This window comes from Foetidibacter luteolus (assembly GCF_009650435.1).
In the GTDB taxonomy this organism is placed as follows: domain Bacteria; phylum Bacteroidota; class Bacteroidia; order Chitinophagales; family Chitinophagaceae; genus Foetidibacter; species Foetidibacter luteolus.
The window spans coordinates 22,665-44,985 of the sequence record NZ_VVIP01000080.1 but is presented as its reverse complement, the minus strand read 5'-3'; the positions used below and the strand labels follow the sequence as shown (position 1 = coordinate 44,985).

Genomic DNA, 22,321 nt, shown 5'->3' with positions numbered 1-22,321 from the left:
TCACCATCACTGCCCCCCGGTGAAAGGACGGCAAAAGTAGGGTAAAAATTTTAAACAGCAGGCCTGCGCCGCAGTATTTTTTTAGGCAAAGTCTTTACTGCCGTATATTAGCGCTAACGTCAAATCTAAACATTTCTGCATATGAAAAACGGCCTCCGTGTATTTCTGCCGGCATTGGCAGTGTTGTTACTCAGTTGTTTACAAGGCAAAACCCAATCCACATTAGATAGCCTGCTGCCGGTAAGGGGCTTTTGTATAGCCGCCCCTTTGCCAAAAGATGTGGATGCTTTTGTAAAATTTATTAATGAAGAACTGGCCCCCCGCAAGGTAAATACATTGGTACTGCGTGTTGATTTTAACTACCAGTTTCAGCGCCATCCTGAGCTTAGGGACAGCATTGCCCTTAGCAGCGCGGATGTAAAAAAGCTGGTAACTGCCTGCCAAAGCCACCAGGTTGCCATTATCCCGCAAATAAACCTGCTGGGCCACCAGTCCTGGGCAAGTAAAACCAATAACCTGTTAAAGGTGTATCCCCAGTTTGATGAAACGCCACATGTAAAAATGCCGGAAAAATATGAATGGCCTAACGCCGATGGCCTGTATTGCAAAAGTTATTGCCCTTTACACCCGGAAGTGCATAAGCTGGTATTTGAACTGATGGATGAGATTTGCGACGCTTTTGAAGCCAAAGCCTTTCATGCCGGTATGGATGAGGTTTTTTACATAGGAGATGACAAATGCCCCCGTTGCGGCGGCAGGGATAAGGCAGAGCTGTTTGCCGGCGAAGTGCGTACCCTGCAATACCACCTGGCCCAAAACGGCCGCCGGTTGTGGATATGGGGCGACCGCCTGCTGGATGGTAAAACCACCGGGCTGGGCATGTGGGAAGCCAGCTTTAACAATACCCACCGGGCCGTAGACCTTATACCCAAAGAGGTGATGATTTGCGACTGGCATTATGAGCGTGCCGATAAAACGCCTGTTTACTTTGCCATGAAGGGCCTTAATGTGATAACCTGCCCCTGGCGGGTGCCCAACCTGGCTGTAACGCAAACTGAAGACATGGTTAACTTCAGGCAGCAGTCAACCAAAGAAATGAAAGGGAATTTTCAAGGGATGATGCAAACGGTATGGTCTGATGCCGGCTCTTTTTTAAGCGGGTTCTATGGCAATAAAAAAGACAACAAAGGCGGCGACAATACGCCCTGGGCATGCTTCAGGGCCATGTATGGCAAAATAGCTACGCTAAACTGATTTTTAATTATTGAAATAGTTTCTATTCTTTGGTGGCAGGGGTCTGGTTTTTCAATTGAGCATCGTTGCGTCGCACTACTTTCATCGTTCGGTTCATTGGGCGGCTTTTCAGACCCGTATAGCTGACCCGCTTCTGCCAGCTTTGCTGCCAGAAGCATTTTTGCAGAAGGTGAATGCTGATAAAGTTTCTGACACTATTGTGGCAGAAACAGGGCCATCAGCCTGTTGCACCCGCTTCTGCCAGCTTTGCTGCCAGAAGCATTTTTGGGTAGGGCGTCTGCGGATAAAGTCTCTGGCACTATCGTGGCAGAGACGGGGCAATCAGTAATATCAGCTTAAAATCCTGGTTCAGACAACCTGCCCAGGTCTGAAAAGATGCCATGAAAAATCAGGCGATGAACGGATTGCGACGCAACGATGCCGCCACAGGGATATGTCGCCGGTACCATAAAAAGAACAATGGTAAATGATAAAGCGTGAGTGGAAAAATGTTATGGCAGGCTGCTTATTTCGATAATCTTATCATCGCTGCCATTGCTGGTGCATACATATACACGGCCCTCCGGCGAAATACATACATCCCGCAGGCGGCCATATTCATCCTTTAAAAAAATGGCAGTTTCTGTAACGCTTTGGCCGTCGGCGCTAAGTTTTAACTGGCGCAGGCTGCTGTTCTTAAGCGTTGTCATCAACAGGCTGTTTTTCCATTGTGGAATTCTGTCGTGGTCATAATAATCAAGCCCGCAAACCGCTATGGTGCTGCCGCCACTGCTCCAGATAGGTTCTTTAACATTATTAGTGGTGCAAAAGCTTAATTCGCCACCATTGCATGGGCCTTTAACATCTGGCCAGCCATAGTTGCGCCCTTTTTCAATAATGTTCACTTCATCTTCTTCAGATGGCCCGTGCTCAGAGGCATACATGATATTGTTGGCCATAACAAGCCCTTGCGCATTGCGGTGGCCATAGCTCCATAATGGGTTGCCGGCTATAGGATTGTCTGGAGGTATGGTGCCATCAGGGTTTAGCCTTAGCACTTTGCCGTTAAGCGAAGCGGTTTGTTGTGCCGAAGGCTGGTTGGCTGCATCGCCGGTGGTAAGAAAAAGTTTGGGTTCGGCATCGTTGGTTATCCATATCCTGGCGCCATTGTGAATACCTGCCGCGGTAATACCATCGAGAATGGTAACGGCGCTGGTAAGGGTATTGCCGGAATAGGTATAGCGCACAAGTTTTTCGCGGTAGCTGCCACTATTATCGTAATTGTACACAACATACAGGTAGCCATTATTCATAAAATCAGGGTGCAGCGCCATGCCCAGCAAGCCACCTTCCCCATTAGCTTCCACTTCACTTATTGTAAAGGAGAAACTGCTGTTGCCGGTAGCCGGGTCAATGCGCTGCACCCTGCCGCTGCGTTCTGTTATCCATATAAAGTTGTCAGGCCCCCAGGTAATCTCCCATGGGTGGCTAAGCCCGCTTTTAACGATTCTTGTGGAATCAACAGGCAGGTTATTTCCGGTATCAGTTGTGCTTTTTTTGCAGGCTGAGCAAGACATCATAAACCATGCAGCAAACAAAGCCATAGCCATATACTTATACTTCATAAACATAAAAACGTTTGTTTTTAGCAGGTAGTATAAAGATAGCCGGGGTTTTAACTATGCTGCCTGTACTTTGACGAAATGCTGATGCGCCGTGCCGTAAACTTGTTACAGTAAAATAATCAGCAACAGTATAATAATTAAAATACCTGCCAGCGATATGTAAATACCCCCGCTGCCAATAGCTTTGGCCTCTTTTTTCATTTCCTTCATTTCTTTACGCAGTTCTTTTCTTTCCTCACGGGTAAGGGCAGATTTATCCATTGCTTTAATTTCAGCAACCCTTGTTTTTATTTCTTCTGCCCTGGCATTTTTTTGTTCTTCGCTCATGCCGGCCACTTTGGCTTGTAAGGCTTCTTTATCTAATGAGGACGCTTGTGCAACTGAAGTAAGAAGAAGGAATAGAATAGCTGCTGACAGGAATTTGTTTCTCATGATTATAATTTTAAGGTGATGAAATGTTAAAATCAAAAACTTATCCAAAGTTTTAACCACGAGGGGTTTTGGAGTATGTAATCGCTTTTTATGTAAATAAATCAAGCTTTCCCCATTACACAAAGGCATTTAAGAAATGTGCGGCGCTAAATTTTTCTTTGTAATAAAAGTTTTTTGTTGCATTTTTTCCACAATCACCATAGGCAGGTAAACGTTGCAGGAAAATAAAATTAAGTGTTGGCCGCTATTCCAAGACAACAACAAAGAATAGTTTGAAAGAAGGTAACGCTATTAAAAAAAATCATTTCGTTGTTTATTTCAAAAAATTAGTTATAACTTAATAGTCGCATTCAGTAACTGTAAAATTCCGTTTTATGGGCACTGTTAAAAACATACTGCAAACTAAAGGCAGTGCGGTTTTCAGCATAAGTCCAGACAGTTCTGTGTATGATGCTTTGGAAGAATTGGAAGATAAGAATCTTGGCTCTTTGGTTGTAACAGAAAAAGGAAAATTAGTCGGCGTCTTCACAGAACGCGATTATGCCCGCAAAGTAATTCTCAAGGGTAGGTCCTCAAAAGAAACCCTCGTTAGGGAGATTATGTCAAATGCTCCCATTTTCGTTCGTCCAGACAACACCATTGAAGATTGTATGCAACTGATGACAGTAAAACATATCCGTCATCTGCCTGTATTGGAAAATGATGAATTGATTGGTGTTATTTCCATTGGTGATATAGTTGGCTATATCATCCATGAAAAAGATTTCATTATCGAGAACCTTGAGCATTACATTATGGGCTGAGGCAGAACGGCTGTTGCCTTTATTTCACGATTGCTTTGTCACGCCGCGGGTTCATAAACCTGCGGGTACTATGATATTGTTTGCCAAATTGAAAAGATATGCCTGGTAATAACAACGATACTTTGTTATGGCCATTTATCCTCTACGGCGCACTGGTACTGGTATTGCTTGCTGCTATACTTACGCTCTCCTATATATTGGGACAGCACCATAAAGAACGGGCAACACACTTGCCTTACGAAGGTGGTATTCAGCAAACAGGGTCCGCCAGGATACGCTTCTCCTCTCAGTTTTATCTTGTTGCTATGTTGTTTGTGATTTTCGACGTGGAAGCTGTGTTTATTATGCTTTGGGCTTTGGGGTTTTATGAGCTTGGCTGGGCTGGTTATATTGCCATATGCATTTTTATATTTCAACTGATTGTTGTATTGGTATATGAATGGGGTATTGGTGCACTGGATTTTGGGCCTGATGGATTGAAGATACTGAAGGCCTACAAAAAGAAGATGAAGATGGAAATGTAGTAAATGTGGTACATGTTATAATGCGGATAGGAAGCACGAAACAATTCTCTCTTGCGTTTCATGAAATGAACAATGCAGCGCTGCAGATTATTTTTTAGATACCAGCAATGGTATTTCATGGCATCGGCTGTTGCGTCGCAATCACTTCATCGTTCGGAACATTGGGCGGCCTAAGGTTTCGGTGCAGACAGTACTTGAAGTATTTGGCATCATTGGGTAAAACAACAAAGGCAGTTTTTTGAGTTTTTTCAGGAAAAGAGTCTTTGATTTAAGGCACCCCACTCGCCATTTACTACTAACCACTTGCATTCACAACTAAGATTCACGAATTATGAAATGGTGGCTACATAAAGCGAATGGTGTAAACGGCAACGCCGCCGGTAACGGCAGCATGGAAGAGGCCGTAAGTAAAAGCATTATGCTTACCACCGTGCAGGATTTGCTGGCATGGGGCAGAAAGAATTCCATGTGGCCTTTTCATTTCGGTTTAAGCTGTTGCTTTGTAGAAATGGCTACCAGCATAACAAGTAAATATGACGTGGCCCGTTTTGGTGCGGAAGTAATACGGGGCACACCACGTGAAGCAGATGTGATGGTGATTGCAGGGACAGTGTTCATCAAAATGGTACCCATCATCAAGCGGCTGCATGAGCAGATGATGGAGCCACGCTGGGTAATATCTATGGGTAGCTGCGCCAACAGCGGCGGTATGTATGACATCTATAGTGTAGTGCAGGGCGTTGATAAATTTTTACCGGTAGATGTATATGTACCCGGCTGTCCGCCCAGGCCAGATGCGTTTATGCAGGGGCTTGTACTGTTAGCGGATGCTGTAGGTAAAGAACGAAGGCCTTTAAGCTGGATGATTGGCGAGCAGGGCGTTATTAAACCGCAGATGACACCCATGAAAGAGCAAAAAAGAAAAGAAAGAATGGCGATGGTTGACTTTAAAACCATCGATGAAATATAGTGCGTTTTTCTTAAGCCCCTCTCCGTGCGGAGAGGGGTTGGGGTGAGGCGCAAAACCAGGAAGCAACAGCCTTGGAAATGAGTGAGCAACAATTCAACTCATATCAATGCAGGATGCTGATGACATATTAAAACAGTTGCAGCAACGCTTCGGCGATACTGGTTTGCAACAGCAGCAAAGAAAAGATGATATACTCACCGTCTGGCTGCCGAAGGAGCAACTTATACCCGTTACACAATGGCTTAAAGCAGCAGTGGATAAACCTTATAAGTTGCTTTATGATGTTTGTGGCATTGATGAACGCGACCGTATGGGCAACGGCTACCTGCCTTTAAAAGACTTCACTGTTGTCTATCATCTTTTTTCTTTTGAACGTAATGATTTTATATGCCTTAAGGTAGCACTGGAAGGGGAATATCCTTCATTACCATCTATTACCTCTTTATATAAAAATGCCAACTGGTACGAGCGTGAAGTGTATGACATGTTCGGCATTCGCTTTGAGGGTCACCCGCATTTGCAACGCATCTTAATGCCGCTCACCTGGCCGGGCCATCCGCTACGTAAAGAGCACCCGGCAAGGGCTACAGAAAGCGGCCCATTCCGTTTGTTTACAGAGTATGAAGACCGTGAACAAAATGCACTGGAATTTAAGCCGGAGGAATGGGGTATGCAACGTCAAACAGATGATGCGGACTTTATGTTCCTCAACATCGGCCCGCAACACCCGGGCACACATGGCGTACTGCGCATCGTGCTGCAACTGGATGGTGAAGACATTGTAGATGCAGTTCCTGAGATTGGGTTCCATCACCGCGGTGCGGAAAAAATGGGTGAACGCCAGAGCTGGCATACATATATTCCTTATACAGACAGGGTAGATTATCTCGGCGGTGTAATGAACAACCTTGCTTACCTGCTGGCTGTTGAAAAGCTTGCTGGCATTGAGGTTCCCGACAGGGTAAAGGTTATACGTGTAATGCTTTGTGAATTGTTCCGCATCTCCAGTCATCTTGTTTGGTTCGGCACTTTTGCGCAGGATGTTGGCCAGTTATCTCCTGTCTTCTACATGTTCACCGACCGCGAAAAAGTATTCGACATCATTGAAGCAGTCTGCGGTGGGCGCATGCATCCCAACTGGTTCCGTATTGGTGGTGTAGCGCAGGATTTACCCAACGGCTGGGATGGCTTAGTTCGTCATTTTGTAAACTATTTTCCCAAACGCATTCGTGAATATACCAACATGGTGTTGCGCAACAGCCTGTTTAAAGGCCGCACCAAAGGTATCGGTATCTACACGCTTGAAGAGGCTATTGAGTGGGGTGTTACTGGCGCAGGGTTAAGGGCCTGTGGCTTTGAATGGGATTTCCGTAAGAAGCGGCCTTACTCTGGTTACGAAATGTTCGACTTCGATATTCCCATTGCGCAGAATGGTGATTGCTACGATCGCGCCATTGTGCGTGTGGAAGAGATGCGCCAAAGCCTACGCATTGTAGAGCAATGCCTCAACAACATGCCCGAAGGCAGCTACAAGGCAGACCATCCGCTCACCACGCCCCCCATTAAGAAGCATACAATGAAAGATATAGAAACGCTGATCACGCATTTCTTAAATGTAAGCTGGGGCCCGGTAATACCTGCAGGTGAAGCCATGAGTTGTATTGAAGCAACCAAGGGCGCCAACAGTTATTACCTCACCAGCGACGGCAACACATCACCCTACCGTGTCCGTATCCGCACCCCATCATTTCCGCACATGCAAATGGTACCATATATCAGCAAAGGTTATACAGTTGCAGATTTGCTTTCAATATTGGGTAGTGTTGATTTTGTGTTGGCGGACATTGATAGGTGAATGGTGAATGGTGAATAGTGAATGGTGAATGGTGAATAGTGAATAGTGAGTGGTGAATGGTGAGTGGTGAATGGTGAGTGGTGAATGGTGAGTGGTGAATAGTGATTAGGGTTTGAGCTGTTACTGATAATGAGGTTGTCAGCCTGAGCTTGTCGAAGGGGGGTCGGCTTGATACGAAAATTGATAGTCAGCTATGCATGGCTTATAGGTGCGAAACAAATTTTCGCTTCGGATAAACTGGCAACCAGCAACGGGTAACCGGTAAATTTTTTATGGTCCCGGCGACAGTACTGCTATTGATCGTTCCTTGCGCAATTTTGCGTGGCAAAGCAGCAAAATTGGAAACACTTGTACGGTAGGAACTATGCGCAGCAGTTAAGCGGAGACGGGCCAAGTACAATAAAAGTATTTACGCACCCAACAAACTGGTAACCGGTATCCGGAAACTGGTAACTAAAATCAGCAAATGGTAGCAGAACCACACATACAAACAACAGCAAAAAGCTTCCTTACACAACAAGAGAAGGATGCCATCAATCATGAAGTAAGCTTACTGCCCTACAAGAAAGCAGCAGTGATAGAAGCATTGAAGATTGTGCAGCAGCACCGCCGTTGGGTAAGTGATGACGCCGTTGCTGCTATTGCTGCATACCTCGATATGAGTACCGCGGAAGTAGATAGCGTAGCAACGTTTTATAACCTCATCTTCCGTAAGCCTGTGGGCAGGCATATTATTCTCTTGTGTGACAGTATCTCCTGCTATGTGATGGGCTATCAAAAATTATATGAAGCCATACAACACGAACTGAAAATAAAATTCGGCGAGACAACAAAAGATAAAAAGTTTACGCTGTTGCCTAATGCATGCCTCGGCTGCTGCGATCATGCGCCGGCATTAATGATTGATGAAGATTTATACAGGGATATAGAAGCAGAAGACGTTAGGAATATTTTGGAAACTTATACGTGAAAAGTGAAACGGTAAACGTGAAAAGTGTTTCGCTCATCTCACGGTTCACCTCTCACGTTTCACGAAAACAAACGGTACACATAACAAGATTTTACATGATTTACGAACGCCCATTAACACAGCACATCCACATCAACCGCCAGCCACTCAATTTAAAGGAGTATGAGGCAAAGGGTGGTTATGCGGCTGTTCGCAAAGCAGTGAAAGAAATGACGCCACAGGAAGTGCAGAAAGCGGTGCAGGATAGCAACCTGAAAGGCCGGGGTGGCGCCGGTTTTAATACAGGCATTAAATGGAGTTTCGTGCCAATGGGCAGTGATGCACCGCATCCCAAATACCTTATTTGCAATGCGGATGAAATGGAGCCGGGCACTTTTAAAGACAGGTTGCTGCTGGAAGGTAACCCGCACCAATTGCTGGAAGGAATGATACTGGCAGCTTATGCCATACAGGCCGATATTTCTTACGTATTCCTTCGGTGGGCATATAAAAAAGCAGCAGCATTAATAAAGCAGAGTATCGCCGAAGCATATGCCGCCGGCTACCTGGGACAGAATATTTTAAACAGCGGCTGGAGTTTGGATATGCATTTGCATACCGGCGTCGGCCGTTATATGTGTGGCGAGGAAACAGCCTTGCTGAATGCCTTGGAAGGCAAGCGTGCAACACCCAGGGCTAAGCCGCCTTTTCCGCAGGTAAGCGGCTTGTTTGGCAAGCCAAGTATCGTAAATAACGTAGAAACACTTTGCTGTATACCGCATATCATCAACAATGGTGCAGACTGGTTTAAGAAGCTAAGTTTTACTGAAGATGCGGGTACTAAACTGTATGGTGTTAGCGGCAAGGTAAAACGGCCAGGCGTGTGGGAGCTTCCGATGGGCACAACTATGCGTGAACTGCTGGAAGAGCATGCAGGCGGTATGCGTAATGGTTTGATGATGCGGGGTGTGTTGCCCGGTGGCGCATCTACCGATTTCTTAACGCCGGCCCATCTGGATACCAGGCTCGATTACCAGTCCGTAGCCATAGCAGGAAGCCGTTTAGGCACAGGCACTATGATCGTGATGGATGATGCTACCTGCCCGGTTGGTTTTGTACACAACCTGCAACACTTTTTTGCACAGGAGAGCTGCGGCTGGTGTACCCCTTGCCGGGAAGGGTTGCCATGGGTAGAAAAAATATTGTTGTCGCTAGAACATGGCGAAGGCACACAAGCGGATATTGATATGCTGCAGATGCACACACAACTGCTTGGGCCAGGTAATACTTTCTGTGCATTGGCACCCGGTGCGATGGAACCATTGCAAAGTGCGTTGAAATATTTCATGGAAGATTTTGAGAGGCATGCGCATGAGAAGGGTTGTCCGTATGTGCATGAAGCGGTGGCGAGTAGTGAATGGTGAGTGGTGAGTGGTGAGTAGGGAGTAGGGAGTGGTGAATAGTGAATGGTGAATAGTGAGTGGGAGACCATAGATATGGACAATAGACAATAGGTGCCTTAAACAACCTTGAACTTTGAACACGGAACTTTGAACCTGTCTGTCGCCCATTGAACCGAACGATGAAAGGATTGCGACGCAACGATGATGCTATGAAAATATGTCGCTGGTATTAAAAAAGTTCAAAGTTGAATTGTTGAAAGTTCAATGTTAGTATGTAGCTAATCTTGAACATTAAACCTTGAACAACCAAACAATACATCATGACCATCTACATTGATAACAAACCATACGAAGCGAAGGCCGGCAAGAACCTGCTGGAGGCTTGCCTTGCGGCGGGCATTAACCTGCCGTACTTCTGCTGGCATCCTTCGCTGGGCAGTGTAGGCGCATGCAGGCAATGCGCAGTAAAGGTGTTTAAAGATGAAAAAGATACACAGGGCAGGCTGGTGATGAGCTGTATGGAAGGAGTTCGTGATGGTGTGCGGATTGGTGTGGAAGAGGCAACGGCAAAGGCTTTTCGTGAACAGGTGATTGAATGGATGATGACCAATCACCCGCATGATTGCCCGGTATGTGATGAAGGAGGCAGTTGTCACTTACAGGATATGACCGTGATGACGGGCCATGATTACCGGCGTTACCATTATAAAAAGCGGACGTATAAAAATCAATATCTCGGGCCGCTGATTAATCATGAGATGAACCGCTGCATACAGTGTTACCGTTGTGTGCGCTATTATCATGACTATGCCGGTGGCGACGACCTGAATGTTTTCGCGGCACATAATCACGTTTATTTTGGCCGGGATAAGGATGGTGTGTTGCAAAGTCCGTTCAGTGGTAACCTGGCAGAAGTTTGTCCAACAGGTGTATTTACTGATAAAACGTTGAAAGAACATTATACACGTAAGTGGGATTTAACAATGGCGCCCTCTGTGTGTACGCATTGTAGTGTTGGGTGCAACATTACGGCCGGTGAGCGTTACGGCAAACTGCGATGCGTGGTGAACCGTTATAATGAGGAAGTGAATGGTTATTTCCTGTGTGACAGAGGGCGCTTTGGTTACGAGTTTGTAAACAGCGAGAACAGGGTTACGCAACCGTTGATACGCGGCCGCATGAGTGAAGCAGTAAGCGAGGAAGAGCTTATGCATGAACTATCGGTATTGTTGTCTCAGCAAAAGCTGGTGGGCATTGGGTCGGCAAGGGCATCGCTTGAAAGCAACTTTGCATTGCGGCAACTGGTTGGCGCCGGCAATTTTTATGCAGGTATCAGTGAAACAGAGGCATACTTAACAAGATTGATAGTACAGGTAATGCAGGAGGGTACCTTGCATAGCGCTTCGCTAAAAGATATAGAGCAGGCAGATGCGGTGATTGTGTTGGGTGAGGATGTTTGGAATACCGCACCCATGATGGCGTTGGCAGTAAGACAGGCTGCAATGAAAACGGCGGCAAACAATGCAGCAGCACAACTCTCTTTGCCTGCCTGGCATGATGCCGCTATTAAAGAGTTGGTGCAAACTGATAAAGGTTTTCTTGCAAACATAACGGTGGCAGGCTCTCCAATAGATAACATTGCACAGGTTACTGTACATGCCGTTCCTGATGATATAGCAAGACTTGGCTTTGCTGTTGCCCATGAGTTAAGTAACACTTTGCCCGCATTAGCTAATGCTGATGAAAAGTTGCTGCAAACTGCCAGGCAGATAGCTGCTGCATTGCAACAGTCAAAACATCCTGTAATAGTAAGCGGCTTAAGCTGTGTAAACAGTGCAGTAATAAGGGCCGCGTTTGATATAGCTGCAGCACTTAATAATACACACTGGAAAGCATCTGTTGCTTATGTATTGCCTGAATGCAACAGCATGGGGCTTGCTTTAATGCAGGCGCCTTCGGCAGAAAGGATTTTTGATAGCAGCAACGCTAACGATATGACGGCTTTGATACTGGAGAATGATTTATACCGTTACCTGCCGCAAGCCACTGCAGACGCCTTCTTCAGCCGTTGCAGCAACGTTATTGCGCTTGATTCAATACACAACAATACAACGGAAAAAGCGCAGGTGTTAATACCTGCTGCAACCTTTGCTGAAGCTGATGGAAGCATGGTGAACTATGAAGGGCGTACACAGCATTATTACAAAGTGTTCATCCCAAAAGAAGGCCATATCAAAGAAAGTTTTCATTGGCTTAACAGCATGCGTATTGCAAAGAATAACCGGAGTAACGGGCACGGCTTGTCGCTGGATGAATTATTGCATGAAGCAGAAATCGAAATGCCTGTATTTGAAGGTGTGCATGATGCAATGTTGTCGCCACATTACTCTATACATGGCGAGCATATACCCAGGGAGCCGCACCGTTACAGTGGCCGCACTGCTATGTATGCCAACCTTAATGTAAGTGAGCAAAAACCTTTGCAGGAAGAAGGTGAGTCTGCTTTTGGTTTTACCATGGAAGGCTTCAAAGGGCAACCACCTGCAGACGCAGCGCCTTTCTTTTGGTCGCCGGGGTGGAACTCAGGTCAATCAGTAACTAAATACCAGCAGGAGCCTGGTGGTGCATTCAAAGGTCATATACCTGCTGTTCAACTGTTTCATGATAAAGTGGATAAGGCTCCGGTGTTTTTTAAAGATATACCGGAGGCATTTGTAGCAAGGAAGCAAAAATGGCTGGTGCTGCCGCAGTACCATGTGCTGGCATCTGGTGAGTTGAGCAGCTATACAAAAGCGCTTGCCTCTTTGCTGCCTGAAGCTTGTGTGGTTTTGTCTGAAACGGATGCGGCGTTGCTTGGTGTGCGGGACGGCGACAAAATCAGGGTGCATCCGGGCACAACTGCGTTGCCTGTTAAAGTGCATCTGTCACTGGCCAATGGGGTTGTATTAATCAGCGCCGGGCTGCCGGGAACAGAAGTGTATAACTGGGGTGACTGGGTGAAAATAGAAAAAGAATAGAAGATGGTGGGACGAACTGAGTTGCTACTATCATCGCCTGTTGTGTCACTCACTTGTACGCTTTGTTCTTTATGCAGCATGGTGTAGCAGCTTTAGAATGAGCAACAGGTTTGGTTGGATCATGCTTCATTTTAATCATTCAAATCAGCGGTATGCAACATGTTTGGATTGTACTCGGTGTTTTGTTTGTACTGCTTAATGTAGCGGCAGGCCTTATATGGGTAGAGCGCCGTATGCTTGCTATGTGGCAGGACAGGCTGGGGCCCAATCGTGCCGGGCCATTGGGCTTGCTGATTGTATTGGCCGATACACTCAAGCTGTTTTTTAAAGAAGACTGGATTCCTTCTTTTGCCGATAAGAAAATATTTGTAATTGCACCTGCTATTGTAGTGGCAAGCGTGTTGATGAGTTTTGTAGTGATACCCTTTGCGCCGGGCATTGTAGTAGCTGATTTAAATATAGGCGTACTGTTCTTCCTCGCCATGTCTTCATTAGGTGTCTACAGCATCGTACTGGGTGGCTGGGCTTCCAATAACAAATATTCATTATTAGGGGCTATGCGCGGCGCTTCGCAAATGATAGCTTATGAAGTATTTATGGGCCTAAGCCTGATGGGTGTGGTAATGATGACCGGCTCTTTCAGGTTAACAGATATTGTAGAAGCCCAGCGAAGTGTATGGTTTTGTTTTACACAACCTCTTGGTTTGATACTGTTCTTTATAGCGGGCATTGCGGAAACACACCGCCTGCCATTTGATATACCCGAATCTGAAAGTGAACTGATAGCGGGCTTCCACTCTGAATATTCGGGAATGAAGTTCGGGATGTTCTTTATCGGTGAATACTTAGGAGTTACGCTTATTTCAGCCATGACAGTAACCATGTTCTTTGGCGGTTGGATGGGGCCTGAATTTTTGCCGGGCTGGGCCTGGTTCTTTATTAAAACATTCGCTTTCATCCTGTTCTTTATACTGCTCCGTGCATCGCTGCCAAGGCCGCGCTACGACCAGTTGATGGAATCAGGCTGGAAGGTGTTGCTACCGTTGGTGCTGGTAAACATACTGGTAACAGGAGCGGTATTGTTGTATTTAAAGGGATAGTTTAAAGTTCTCAGTTCAAGGTTCAAAAGTTTAAGTCTGCTCGTGAACATGTAATATGGAACAGCCAAACAATAAAACAATAAATTATGTTTAGTCATATCCGCACAATCTGGTTAACCTTTCTGCACCTCTTTCACAAAAAGGTGACGATAGAATACCCGGACGAAAAAGTAAAGTTGCATCCTCGTTGGCGCGGCCGCATCGTATTGACCAAAGATCCGGATGGTGGAGAAAGATGTGTAGGGTGCTATCTCTGCGCTGCAGCGTGCCCGGTGGACTGTATTGCCTTACAGGCAACTGAAGATGAGAATGGAAGAAGATACCCGGAATTCTTCCGCATCAATTTCTCAAGATGCATCTTCTGCGGCTTTTGTGAAGAAGCATGTCCTACCTATGCCATACAACTGATACCTGATTTTGAAATGGCTGAATACAAACGACAGAACCTCGTTTTTGAAAAGGAAGATTTACTCATTAATAGTGAAGGCAAATACCCCGGATACAATTTTTACAAGGTAGCCGGCATGAATGCAGGTGTAAAAGAAAAGGGCAAAGGTGAAGAGGAAGAAGAACCGGTGGATGTGTTTAGTTTATTGCCGTAGAAAAAAGTCATTAAGACAGTAAGTCAGGAAGTCACTGTAAGGCGGTGGATCAAGTGAGTAGTGAGTGGGATTTCCTCGTAGCTCACAGCTCATAACTCACAGCTCGTAACTCATAACTCAAAGCTAATACCAAAATGAGTTTGCTGTTCTACATATCATCTGTTGTGGCTATAGTGGCCACCCTGCTGGTGATAACCTGCCACAGGCCGATACATGCTTTGTTATACCTGGTGGTTTCTTTCCTGGCCGTGTCTATGATTTTCCTTTCACTGGGTGCGCCGTTCGTTGCGGTGTTAGAAGTGATATTATACGCAGGAGCCATCATTGTGTTGCTCATTTTCGTGGTAATGATGCTGAACCTTGGGCAGGAAGCAGCGCTGCAGGAGAAGCAATGGCTGCAACCTAAAGTGTGGGTTGGGCCTTCCATACTGGTGGCAGTGTTGCTGCTTGAAATGTCAATATTGTTACTGCGTGGCGAATCCGCTGCCATACAGCCTGCTGTTGATATGAAGCGGATATCGCTTGTGTTGTTTAAAGAATATGTGATTGCGGTTGAGCTGGTCGGCTTTCTGCTGATGGCTGGCATTGTTGGCGCTGCGCATATTGGTAAGCACAAGAAAAAACATCCACACCGCTTTTTGCAGAATGGAAAAGAAAACGGACATGCTGATAACAATGAGAACAATAAAGAAGTTAAGCCTGGCGAATTGCTGAAAGAAGAAATGATCCACAATTAAAATGATTGATATGCCATCCTTTCAAACACAGCCTGTTTTAATAGTTGCAGCCATTTTATTCGCTTTGGGTTTAACCGGCGTGCTGGTTAGAAGAAATATCATCTTTATGCTAATCTCTGTAGAGATAATGCTTAATGCAGCCGGCCTCGCATTTGTAGCTGCCGGTGCAAGATGGGGGCAGCCGGATGGCCAGGTGATGTTCCTGTTTATACTGGCGATGGCCGCTTCTGAAATATCGGTGGCGCTGGCGCTGGTAATGCAGGCTTACCATCAGCACAAAACGCTGGATGTAGAAGAATTGAATGCATTAAAAGACGGTACTGAACCAGGATTTGGATAGATTAAAAACTGAATCATGACCAACCTCATTGCCTATATTCCTGCATTGCCTTTAGCCGGATTTCTGCTACTGTTTTTTACCGGCAGAAGAATGTCAAAGAGCATGATTGCTTTTGTTGGCGCAGGTTCTGTATGTATAGCTGCATTGCTGACTATTGTAATTGGAATTACTTTCCTGCAATCGGGCAGCAGCGCCAATACGCAAACATTGTGGCAATGGATGAGGGTTGGAAATTTTTCATGCGATATCAGCCTGAGATTGGATGCCTTATCACTTGTGTTTGTTTTCATCATTAGTTTCGTCGGGGCACTGATACATATTTACTCCATTGCATTCATGCGGCAGGATGAAGACTATGCCCGCTTCTTTGCAAGCATGAACCTCTTTGTGTTTTCTATGTTGGTACTGGTGCTTGCAGACAACCTTGTGCTGCTATACCTCGGTTGGGAAGGTGTAGGGCTTTGCAGTTATTTACTGATTGGTTTTTGGTATAAAGTGCCGGCCAATTGTGCCGCTGCCAACAAAGCTTTTTTTATTACCAGGATCGGCGATACCGCTATGGCCATTGGTTTGTTTATGCTGTTTAAAACTTTGGGTACATTAAACATTGCTGATATACAACAACAAGCCGCCACTATACCCAATGTTACCACGATTGCCTTGCTGTTATTAATGGGGGGCATGGGTAAATCTGCACAGGTGCCGCTGCAAACATGGTTGCCCGATGCTATGGCGGGCCCTTCGCCGGTAAGCGCCTTAATACATGCAGCTACCATGGTTACAGCCGGTGTGTACCTGGTTGCAAGAATGAATGTGCTGTTTTTGTTATCGCCTGCTGCCATGAACGTGGTAGCGGTTGTGGGTGCAATTACTTTATTTGTTGCAGGCTGCAGTGCATTGGTGCAAACAGATATCAAACGCATACTCGCATACTCAACCATTAGCCAGGTAGGGTATATGTTTTTAGCGCTGGGCTGTGGCGCATGGTCTGCTGCAATCTTCCATTTTTTTACGCATGCCTTTTTTAAAGCGTTGCTCTTTCTTGCCGCTGGTGTGGTGATTGAATCGTTGCACCATGAGCACAATATTTTTAAAATGGGCGGACTGAAAAATAAAATGCCCCTGCTGTATTATACTTTTCTTGCAGGCGCCTCGGCATTGGCTGCATTGCCTTTCATCAGCGCCGGCTTCTACAGCAAAGATGCGATACTATGGTATTCGTGGAGTGCAGGAAATGGTAATGTTATGCTTTGGGCGGTAGCACTAACAGGCGCCTTTATTACCGCTTTGTATTCTGCAAGGCTGGTTATTGTTGTGTTTTGGGGTGATATGAAAACACCTATTGCACAACAGCCCGGTAAGCTGATGACGATGCCCTTGGTTACACTGGCAATCCTCAGCATTATTGCAGGTTTTGTGCAATGGCCGCATAATTTGTTGCATGTTACTTTGTTTGCAGACCTGGTTGAAAAAGTATTGCCTGCAACCGTTTTGAAACAAGGCATTCCTCCGGAACTGTTGTTGCAGTTAATAGCTGCAGTGGTAACACTTGGTGGTGCTTATACCGGTTACCTGCTGTATTATAAGTCGCCGCACATTATTGAGCAATGGAAGACTGCGGAACCCAACCTTAATCTACGCGAATTCTTTGTAAAAGGGTGGCGCTTTGATGAGTTGTATCAAACACTATTTGTAAAACCGTTTCTGTTTATCACCCGCTCTAACAAGGCAGATGTGTTCGATAAAATTCACCAGTGGCTTGTTACTGCATGCAGTCGTTTGAATGGCTGGTTATCATTATCGCAGAATGGTTCGTTGCGCTGGTATATAGGCAGCATGCTGGTGGGCATTATTTTCATATTGGCACTTCAATTTTTTTTATGATACTGGTATGGATGATAGTAATCTTACTCATCGGCGGCCTGCTTTGCTGGCTGACAGCACGTGCAAATGAGCATGCCGCAAAATGGGTTGCGTTGGTAACTATGTTGATAGATGCTGCATTGATATGCGGCGTATGTTTTACACAGCGGGTTTCATCAATAAATACCTGGATTGTTGATATTAAAACACAGTGGATACCCGCTTACGGCATTGGCTTTCACCTGGCCATGGATGGCTTAAGTATGGTGATGCTGTTGCTTACTTTTTTTCTCGGCACACTGGCTGTATTGTGTTCATGGAATGAGATTAAACAGCGGACAGGTTTTTATTATTTCAACCTGCTTTGTACGCTTGCAGGTATAGCTGGTGTGTTTGTTGCAATGGACCTCTTCCTGTTTTATTTCTTTTGGGAGGTAATGCTGGTGCCCATGTATTTTCTTATTGCTATATGGGGCGATACCAACAGGCGTTATGCCGCGTATAAATTTTTCATCTTTACACAGGCCGGTGGCTTGTTAATGCTTATTGCCATTCTTTCACTGTATTTTATTCATGCTGCTCAAAGTGGTGTTTACAGCTATGATTATTTTGACCTCTTAAATACCACACTTCAGCCATCTGCGGCAAGGTGGATCATGATGGGCTTTCTCGTTGCATTTGTTATTAAGTTACCAATGGTGCCGTTACATAACTGGCTGCCCGATGCGCATAGCGAAGCGCCCACTGCGGGCAGTTTAATACTGGCAGGGTTGTTACTCAAAACAGGTGCTTATGGTATCATGCGTTTTGTATTGCCTTTGTTTCCACAGGCTGCTGAAGCGATTGCCTGGTGGGCCATGTTGTTGGCAGTAATTGGTATTGTATATGGTGCCATGCTTGCCTTTGCACAAACAGATATTAAGCGGCTGATAGCCTATACTTCCGTTAGCCACATGGGTTTTGTATTGCTGGGTATATTTTCTTTCAACGCAGTGGCAATGCAGGGCGTGGTTATGCAAATGATCACACACGGCATCAGCACAGGTGCTTTGTTTGTGCTGGCAGGCATGTTGAAAGAAAGATTGCACACCAGGGACATTGAAAGCATGGGTGGCCTTTGGTCTTCCTTGCCTGCTATGGGTGCGGTTGGTATGTTATTTACCATGGCTTCATTGGGCTTACCGATGCTGGGTAATTTTATAGCAGAGTTCCTGGTCTTAATGGGCGCATTTACAGCAAATGTTCCTCTAACCGTTATTGCCACTTTTGGGTTAGTGTTCTCAGCCATCTATTCATTGCGGTTTGTGCAAAAGGTTTTCCTGGGGCCATCCACTTTCCAAAAACCTTTGCCCGATTTCAGTGCCAGGGAATTTGTAATGATGGCTGCATTAAGTATCGCAATTGTATGGCTTGGCGTATACCCGCAACCTGTATTGGATATGGTGCAACATGCAGTTCAGGCGGTAGTAACGAAATAGTGAATGGTGCATAGTGAGTGGTGAGTGGGTACAGCACGTGAGTATAAATGTTGAATATTCCGACTAAAATTCAAATTCATCATGGATAGTCTGCAATTACAAGCGCTGCTTCCATTCATCGTGCTGGCATCCGCGTCAGTGGTCATCATATTGCTTATTGCCGCAAGGCAAAGCCATACTGTAATTCAAATAACCGGTTTCCTCATGATGTGCCTGGTAGTATTAGCAATGTGGTATGTACGTGATGTACTGCCCAGGGCCATTATGCCTTTGCTGGTAGTAGATGGCATGGCAGCAGTATTTACGGGGCTTATTGTTTTCTGTGTATTGATCATTGGGTTATTCTCTTTCATCTACTTCGAAGAGCGGGAAGAAAACCCCAAAGAATATTATATTCTCATCTTTCTTGGCACGCTTGGTGCAGCGGTTTTAACCATCAGCAGGCATTTTATTTCAGTGTTCATCGGGCTGGAGTTGTTAAGTATAAGCCTCTATGCATTGATTGCTTATCTGCGTAACCGTAATAACGCCGTTGAAGCCGGTATGAAGTACCTGGTGCTTGCTGCTATGTCGTCTGCTTTCCTTTTATTCGGTATGGCGCTTATTTATATGGATACCGGCAGCATGGATTTTGACGGCATTGCAAAGCAATTACAAACGCAAGGCCATTCGCCGGCGCTTTTTGTAACAGGTATCGGCCTAATGATGGTGGCTGTTTGTTTCAAGCTGGCATTAGTCCCCTTTCATTTGTGGGCGGCGGATGTATACCAGGGGGCGCCTGTACCCGTAACCAATTTCATTGCTACCGTCTCCAAGATTGGCGTGTTTGCAGTGCTGGTGCGTTTTGCACAGGCAGTTCAGTTGCAATCATACCATTTCGCCGTTATCATCATTTCGTTTGTGGCCATTGTTTCTATGGTTGGCGGTAACCTGCTGGCCATTAAGCAGCAAAATATCAAGCGCCTGCTGGCCTATTCGTCTATAGCGCATCTCGGCTATTTGCTAGTGGCATTTTTACCGGGTAATGCGGCAGGCATAGAAGCCGGTATGTTTTACTTGTTTGCTTATTCCATCACCTTGCTTGCTGCCTTTGGTATTGTTACCATGCTTTCCGGCCGGCAGGCCGATGCAGACCAGCTTGAGGCGTATCGTGGCCTTTACTGGCGTAACCCATTGATGGGGGCGATACTTACTGTTGCTTTGCTGTCATTGGCAGGCATACCGCTTACTGCAGGTTTCATAGGCAAGTTCGCTGTGCTGAACGCTGGTGTACAGCAGCAGTTATGGTTGCCTGTTATTGTATTGGTAATTACAAGCGTTATAGGATTGTACTATTACCTGCGCATCATTAGTACGCTTTTCGCAGAAACACAGGTAATATTTCCAAAAGAAAAGTCCTTGCACCCCTTATTTGTGGCAGGTACTTATGGCGCTTTGCTGGTTCTGCTGATATTACTGCTTGGCGCAGGTATTTTTCCTTCTGCGGTAATTGATGGTATCAAAAACTTCCTGTGCCAGGGCTTTCGGATAATAAACTTTTAGCTATGGTGTTGTAATGCTGATAAATAGTGATGTTATATCAACATAATGGTATAAACTATTTTCTATCCTGCGGGAAAAGCCGGGATATATCCTGCCGCTGAAGGGCTGCCGGATGGAAGCGTAAACCCCGCTGAAGCCTTGCGGGGCGGCTCATGCGGCGGAGTTGCAGCGCACAGCCGGAACCCGGGCCGGGCTGTCCGTCCTGCCGTTGAAAGCCCCAATTATTTGTTGTCAGAATTCATTGGTATAAAATGAATTATTAAACCGCAACGTACAATTATTCAAAAAATCTTTTCACATATTATTTGCATATCCAAAAAAATCGCTCTACTTTTAGCCCGCCCTTAGTAATTGCTTATCATAAGACGTGTAGAGAGAAAAGAACTAAGCATTCACGGCGTCAGATATATAACTCACATCATACCAATAGAAAACTTATCCTGTATCCGCAGCTAAAACCTGCTTGTATCGCTTTACTCTTTAATCGCAGCAACGTATAACTCCAGTTTGTAAAAATGTAACCAGGTAATGCATTTGTATTATGCTGTCCCTTTGTACAGCAAGTTAATGCAGCCGGCCTGTGGCTAACCCTTCGGGGAAACATTGAAAATGGCATGAATGATAACCGTGGCAGCATTGCGGTAATGCTGCACCTGTGCATACTATGCGCAAGTGCGGTTAGTGCTGTTAAATAAAAAAGCAGGATCAAAATACCTTAACTATATAAACCATAAACAAATGAAAGCCCTTGTTTCTACTTTGCTGGCAGTTTTAGTAATCAACTGTACTTATGCCAAAATATGGCGTGTTAACAACAATGCAGGCATTGCTGCGGATTTTACAACCCTTGCCGCTGCACAGGAGGGCGCATCTGCGGGAGATACCCTGCATATAGAGCCATCTGCCACCAATTATGGCAGCATTACGTTAACGAAAAGGCTGGTAATTATAGGCACGGGTTATTATCTTAACGAAAACCCCAATACGCAGGCCATTAAGCAGTCATCGCTCGTTAATTCTATTACGCTGTATTCGGGTGCTTCAGGTTCTGTTATCATGGGCCTTGATTTTACCAGTAATGATTGCAACGTATATGCCAACGATGTGGTAATACGCCGCAATAAATTCGCTACTGCAACAAATAATTCCTCAGACTACTATACAGGTGCAGTTAACCTTTATTACAACTACCAGGGCGATAATACACCTGCCCGCAACGTAATCATTTCGCAAAACTATGGTTGCAGGGTATCGGTAAATTATCCTTCAACAGGTGTACTCATCAGCAACAACTACATTTCTTATTACAGCTATGCCGGCGATGCCACTACTGGCGATGTGTTAAGGGTACATACAGATGCCATAGTTATTATTCAGAACAACATCATCCGCCGCGGAAAAGTTTCTGTGTACAACAGCAACATTACCAACAATATTATGGTGAATGGTACTTTTGAAGGCACGGGTAACCTGGTATCTCATAACCTTGCCAACGCAACACAGTTTGGTACAACAGACGGTAACAAGGCCAACATAGATATGGGCACCGTTTTCCTGGGTACCGGCACCGGCGTTTCATCAGATGGTCAGTGGAAACTGGCAGCGGGTTCCCCGGCCATAGGCGCGGGTTATGGCAGTACGCCGCAAAAGCCCGTTGATACAGGTATTTACAGCGGCCAAACACCTTATGTGCTTTCGGGCATGCCTCCTGTACCTGCCATTTACTTTTTTGAAAACAAACCAATAGGCAGCAATACCGACCCCATTTCGGTAACCATCAAGGTTAAGTCAAACAATTAATTTACCCCGGTAACCGCCAGTCTTGCACAGCCACGTGGTGTGTTGTGC

The 22,321-nt window shown here is 45.5% G+C and carries 18 protein-coding genes; 16 read left to right on the top strand and 2 right to left on the bottom strand.

Annotation, left to right across the window (positions count from 1 at the left end; genetic code table 11):
• Positions 1 to 141 precede the first annotated feature (141 nt).
• Entirely contained in the window at positions 142 to 1,254 is a 1,113-nt protein-coding gene (locus tag F0364_RS25160) for a family 20 glycosylhydrolase (RefSeq protein WP_153800586.1), read from the top strand.
• A 491-nt stretch (positions 1,255 to 1,745) separates the two neighbouring features.
• On the opposite strand, the gene F0364_RS25155 is transcribed toward F0364_RS25160, so the two are convergent.
• Positions 1,746 to 2,858 (bottom strand): PQQ-dependent sugar dehydrogenase, encoded by a 1,113-nt coding sequence (locus F0364_RS25155; RefSeq protein WP_153800585.1) that lies wholly within the window; start codon positions 2,856 to 2,858, stop codon positions 1,746 to 1,748.
• Between the two features lie 105 nt (positions 2,859 to 2,963).
• Positions 2,964 to 3,290 carry a hypothetical protein gene (locus tag F0364_RS25150; protein WP_153800584.1) on the bottom strand — a complete coding sequence of 109 codons (327 nt, stop codon included), beginning with the start codon at positions 3,288 to 3,290 and terminating at the stop codon, positions 2,964 to 2,966.
• 374 nt (positions 3,291 to 3,664) lie between these two features.
• On the opposite strand from F0364_RS25150, the gene F0364_RS25145 reads away from it, so the two are divergent.
• The 15 genes from F0364_RS25145 to F0364_RS25075 all read left to right on the top strand — a co-directional run bounded on the left by F0364_RS25145 (position 3,665) and on the right by F0364_RS25075 (position 22,273).
• Positions 3,665 to 4,093 (top strand): CBS domain-containing protein, encoded by a 429-nt coding sequence (locus tag F0364_RS25145; protein ID WP_153800583.1) that lies wholly within the window; start codon positions 3,665 to 3,667, stop codon positions 4,091 to 4,093.
• Between the two features lie 98 nt (positions 4,094 to 4,191).
• On the top strand, positions 4,192 to 4,617 hold the full coding sequence (locus F0364_RS25140; protein ID WP_153800582.1) for an NADH-quinone oxidoreductase subunit A: 426 nt from the start codon (positions 4,192 to 4,194) through the stop codon (positions 4,615 to 4,617).
• A gap of 331 nt (positions 4,618 to 4,948) precedes the next feature.
• Positions 4,949 to 5,587, top strand: coding sequence for an NADH-quinone oxidoreductase subunit B (locus F0364_RS25135; RefSeq protein ID WP_153800581.1), 639 nt, complete (start codon positions 4,949 to 4,951; stop codon positions 5,585 to 5,587).
• A 106-nt stretch (positions 5,588 to 5,693) separates the two neighbouring features.
• Positions 5,694 to 7,442, top strand: a complete 1,749-nt coding sequence (gene nuoC, locus F0364_RS25130; RefSeq protein WP_153800580.1) for an NADH-quinone oxidoreductase subunit C/D — start codon at positions 5,694 to 5,696, stop codon at positions 7,440 to 7,442.
• A 466-nt stretch (positions 7,443 to 7,908) separates the two neighbouring features.
• Positions 7,909 to 8,412, top strand: coding sequence for an NADH-quinone oxidoreductase subunit NuoE (gene nuoE, locus F0364_RS25125; protein WP_153800579.1), 504 nt, complete (start codon positions 7,909 to 7,911; stop codon positions 8,410 to 8,412).
• 95 nt (positions 8,413 to 8,507) lie between these two features.
• The gene (gene nuoF, locus F0364_RS25120) at positions 8,508 to 9,815 is read left to right on the top strand and encodes an NADH-quinone oxidoreductase subunit NuoF (RefSeq protein WP_153800578.1); all 1,308 of its coding nucleotides are present in this window, start codon (positions 8,508 to 8,510) and stop codon (positions 9,813 to 9,815) included.
• A 299-nt stretch (positions 9,816 to 10,114) separates the two neighbouring features.
• Positions 10,115 to 12,811 carry an NADH-quinone oxidoreductase subunit NuoG gene (gene nuoG, locus F0364_RS25115; RefSeq protein ID WP_235921262.1) on the top strand — a complete coding sequence of 899 codons (2,697 nt, stop codon included), beginning with the start codon at positions 10,115 to 10,117 and terminating at the stop codon, positions 12,809 to 12,811.
• Between the two features lie 152 nt (positions 12,812 to 12,963).
• Positions 12,964 to 13,911 (top strand): NADH-quinone oxidoreductase subunit NuoH, encoded by a 948-nt coding sequence (gene nuoH, locus F0364_RS25110; protein ID WP_235921260.1) that lies wholly within the window; start codon positions 12,964 to 12,966, stop codon positions 13,909 to 13,911.
• Positions 13,912 to 13,997: 86 nt separating this feature from the next.
• Positions 13,998 to 14,513 (top strand): NADH-quinone oxidoreductase subunit NuoI, encoded by a 516-nt coding sequence (gene nuoI / locus F0364_RS25105; RefSeq protein WP_153800576.1) that lies wholly within the window; start codon positions 13,998 to 14,000, stop codon positions 14,511 to 14,513.
• Positions 14,514 to 14,647: 134 nt separating this feature from the next.
• Positions 14,648 to 15,250 (top strand): NADH-quinone oxidoreductase subunit J, encoded by a 603-nt coding sequence (nuoJ, locus tag F0364_RS25100; protein WP_153800575.1) that lies wholly within the window; start codon positions 14,648 to 14,650, stop codon positions 15,248 to 15,250.
• A 10-nt stretch (positions 15,251 to 15,260) separates the two neighbouring features.
• Positions 15,261 to 15,590, top strand: coding sequence for an NADH-quinone oxidoreductase subunit NuoK (gene nuoK / locus F0364_RS25095; RefSeq protein WP_153800574.1), 330 nt, complete (start codon positions 15,261 to 15,263; stop codon positions 15,588 to 15,590).
• 15 nt (positions 15,591 to 15,605) lie between these two features.
• Positions 15,606 to 17,474: an NADH-quinone oxidoreductase subunit L gene (gene nuoL, locus F0364_RS25090; protein WP_153800573.1), complete on the top strand. Its 1,869-nt coding sequence runs from the start codon at positions 15,606 to 15,608 to the stop codon at positions 17,472 to 17,474.
• Positions 17,475 to 17,485: 11 nt separating this feature from the next.
• Positions 17,486 to 18,931, top strand: coding sequence for a complex I subunit 4 family protein (locus tag F0364_RS25085; protein WP_235921258.1), 1,446 nt, complete (start codon positions 17,486 to 17,488; stop codon positions 18,929 to 18,931).
• Positions 18,932 to 19,012: 81 nt separating this feature from the next.
• Positions 19,013 to 20,473 carry an NADH-quinone oxidoreductase subunit N gene (locus F0364_RS25080; protein WP_153800572.1) on the top strand — a complete coding sequence of 487 codons (1,461 nt, stop codon included), beginning with the start codon at positions 19,013 to 19,015 and terminating at the stop codon, positions 20,471 to 20,473.
• A 738-nt stretch (positions 20,474 to 21,211) separates the two neighbouring features.
• Positions 21,212 to 22,273 carry a right-handed parallel beta-helix repeat-containing protein gene (locus F0364_RS25075; protein WP_153800571.1) on the top strand — a complete coding sequence of 354 codons (1,062 nt, stop codon included), beginning with the start codon at positions 21,212 to 21,214 and terminating at the stop codon, positions 22,271 to 22,273.
• The last annotated feature ends 48 nt before the right edge of the window (positions 22,274 to 22,321 follow it).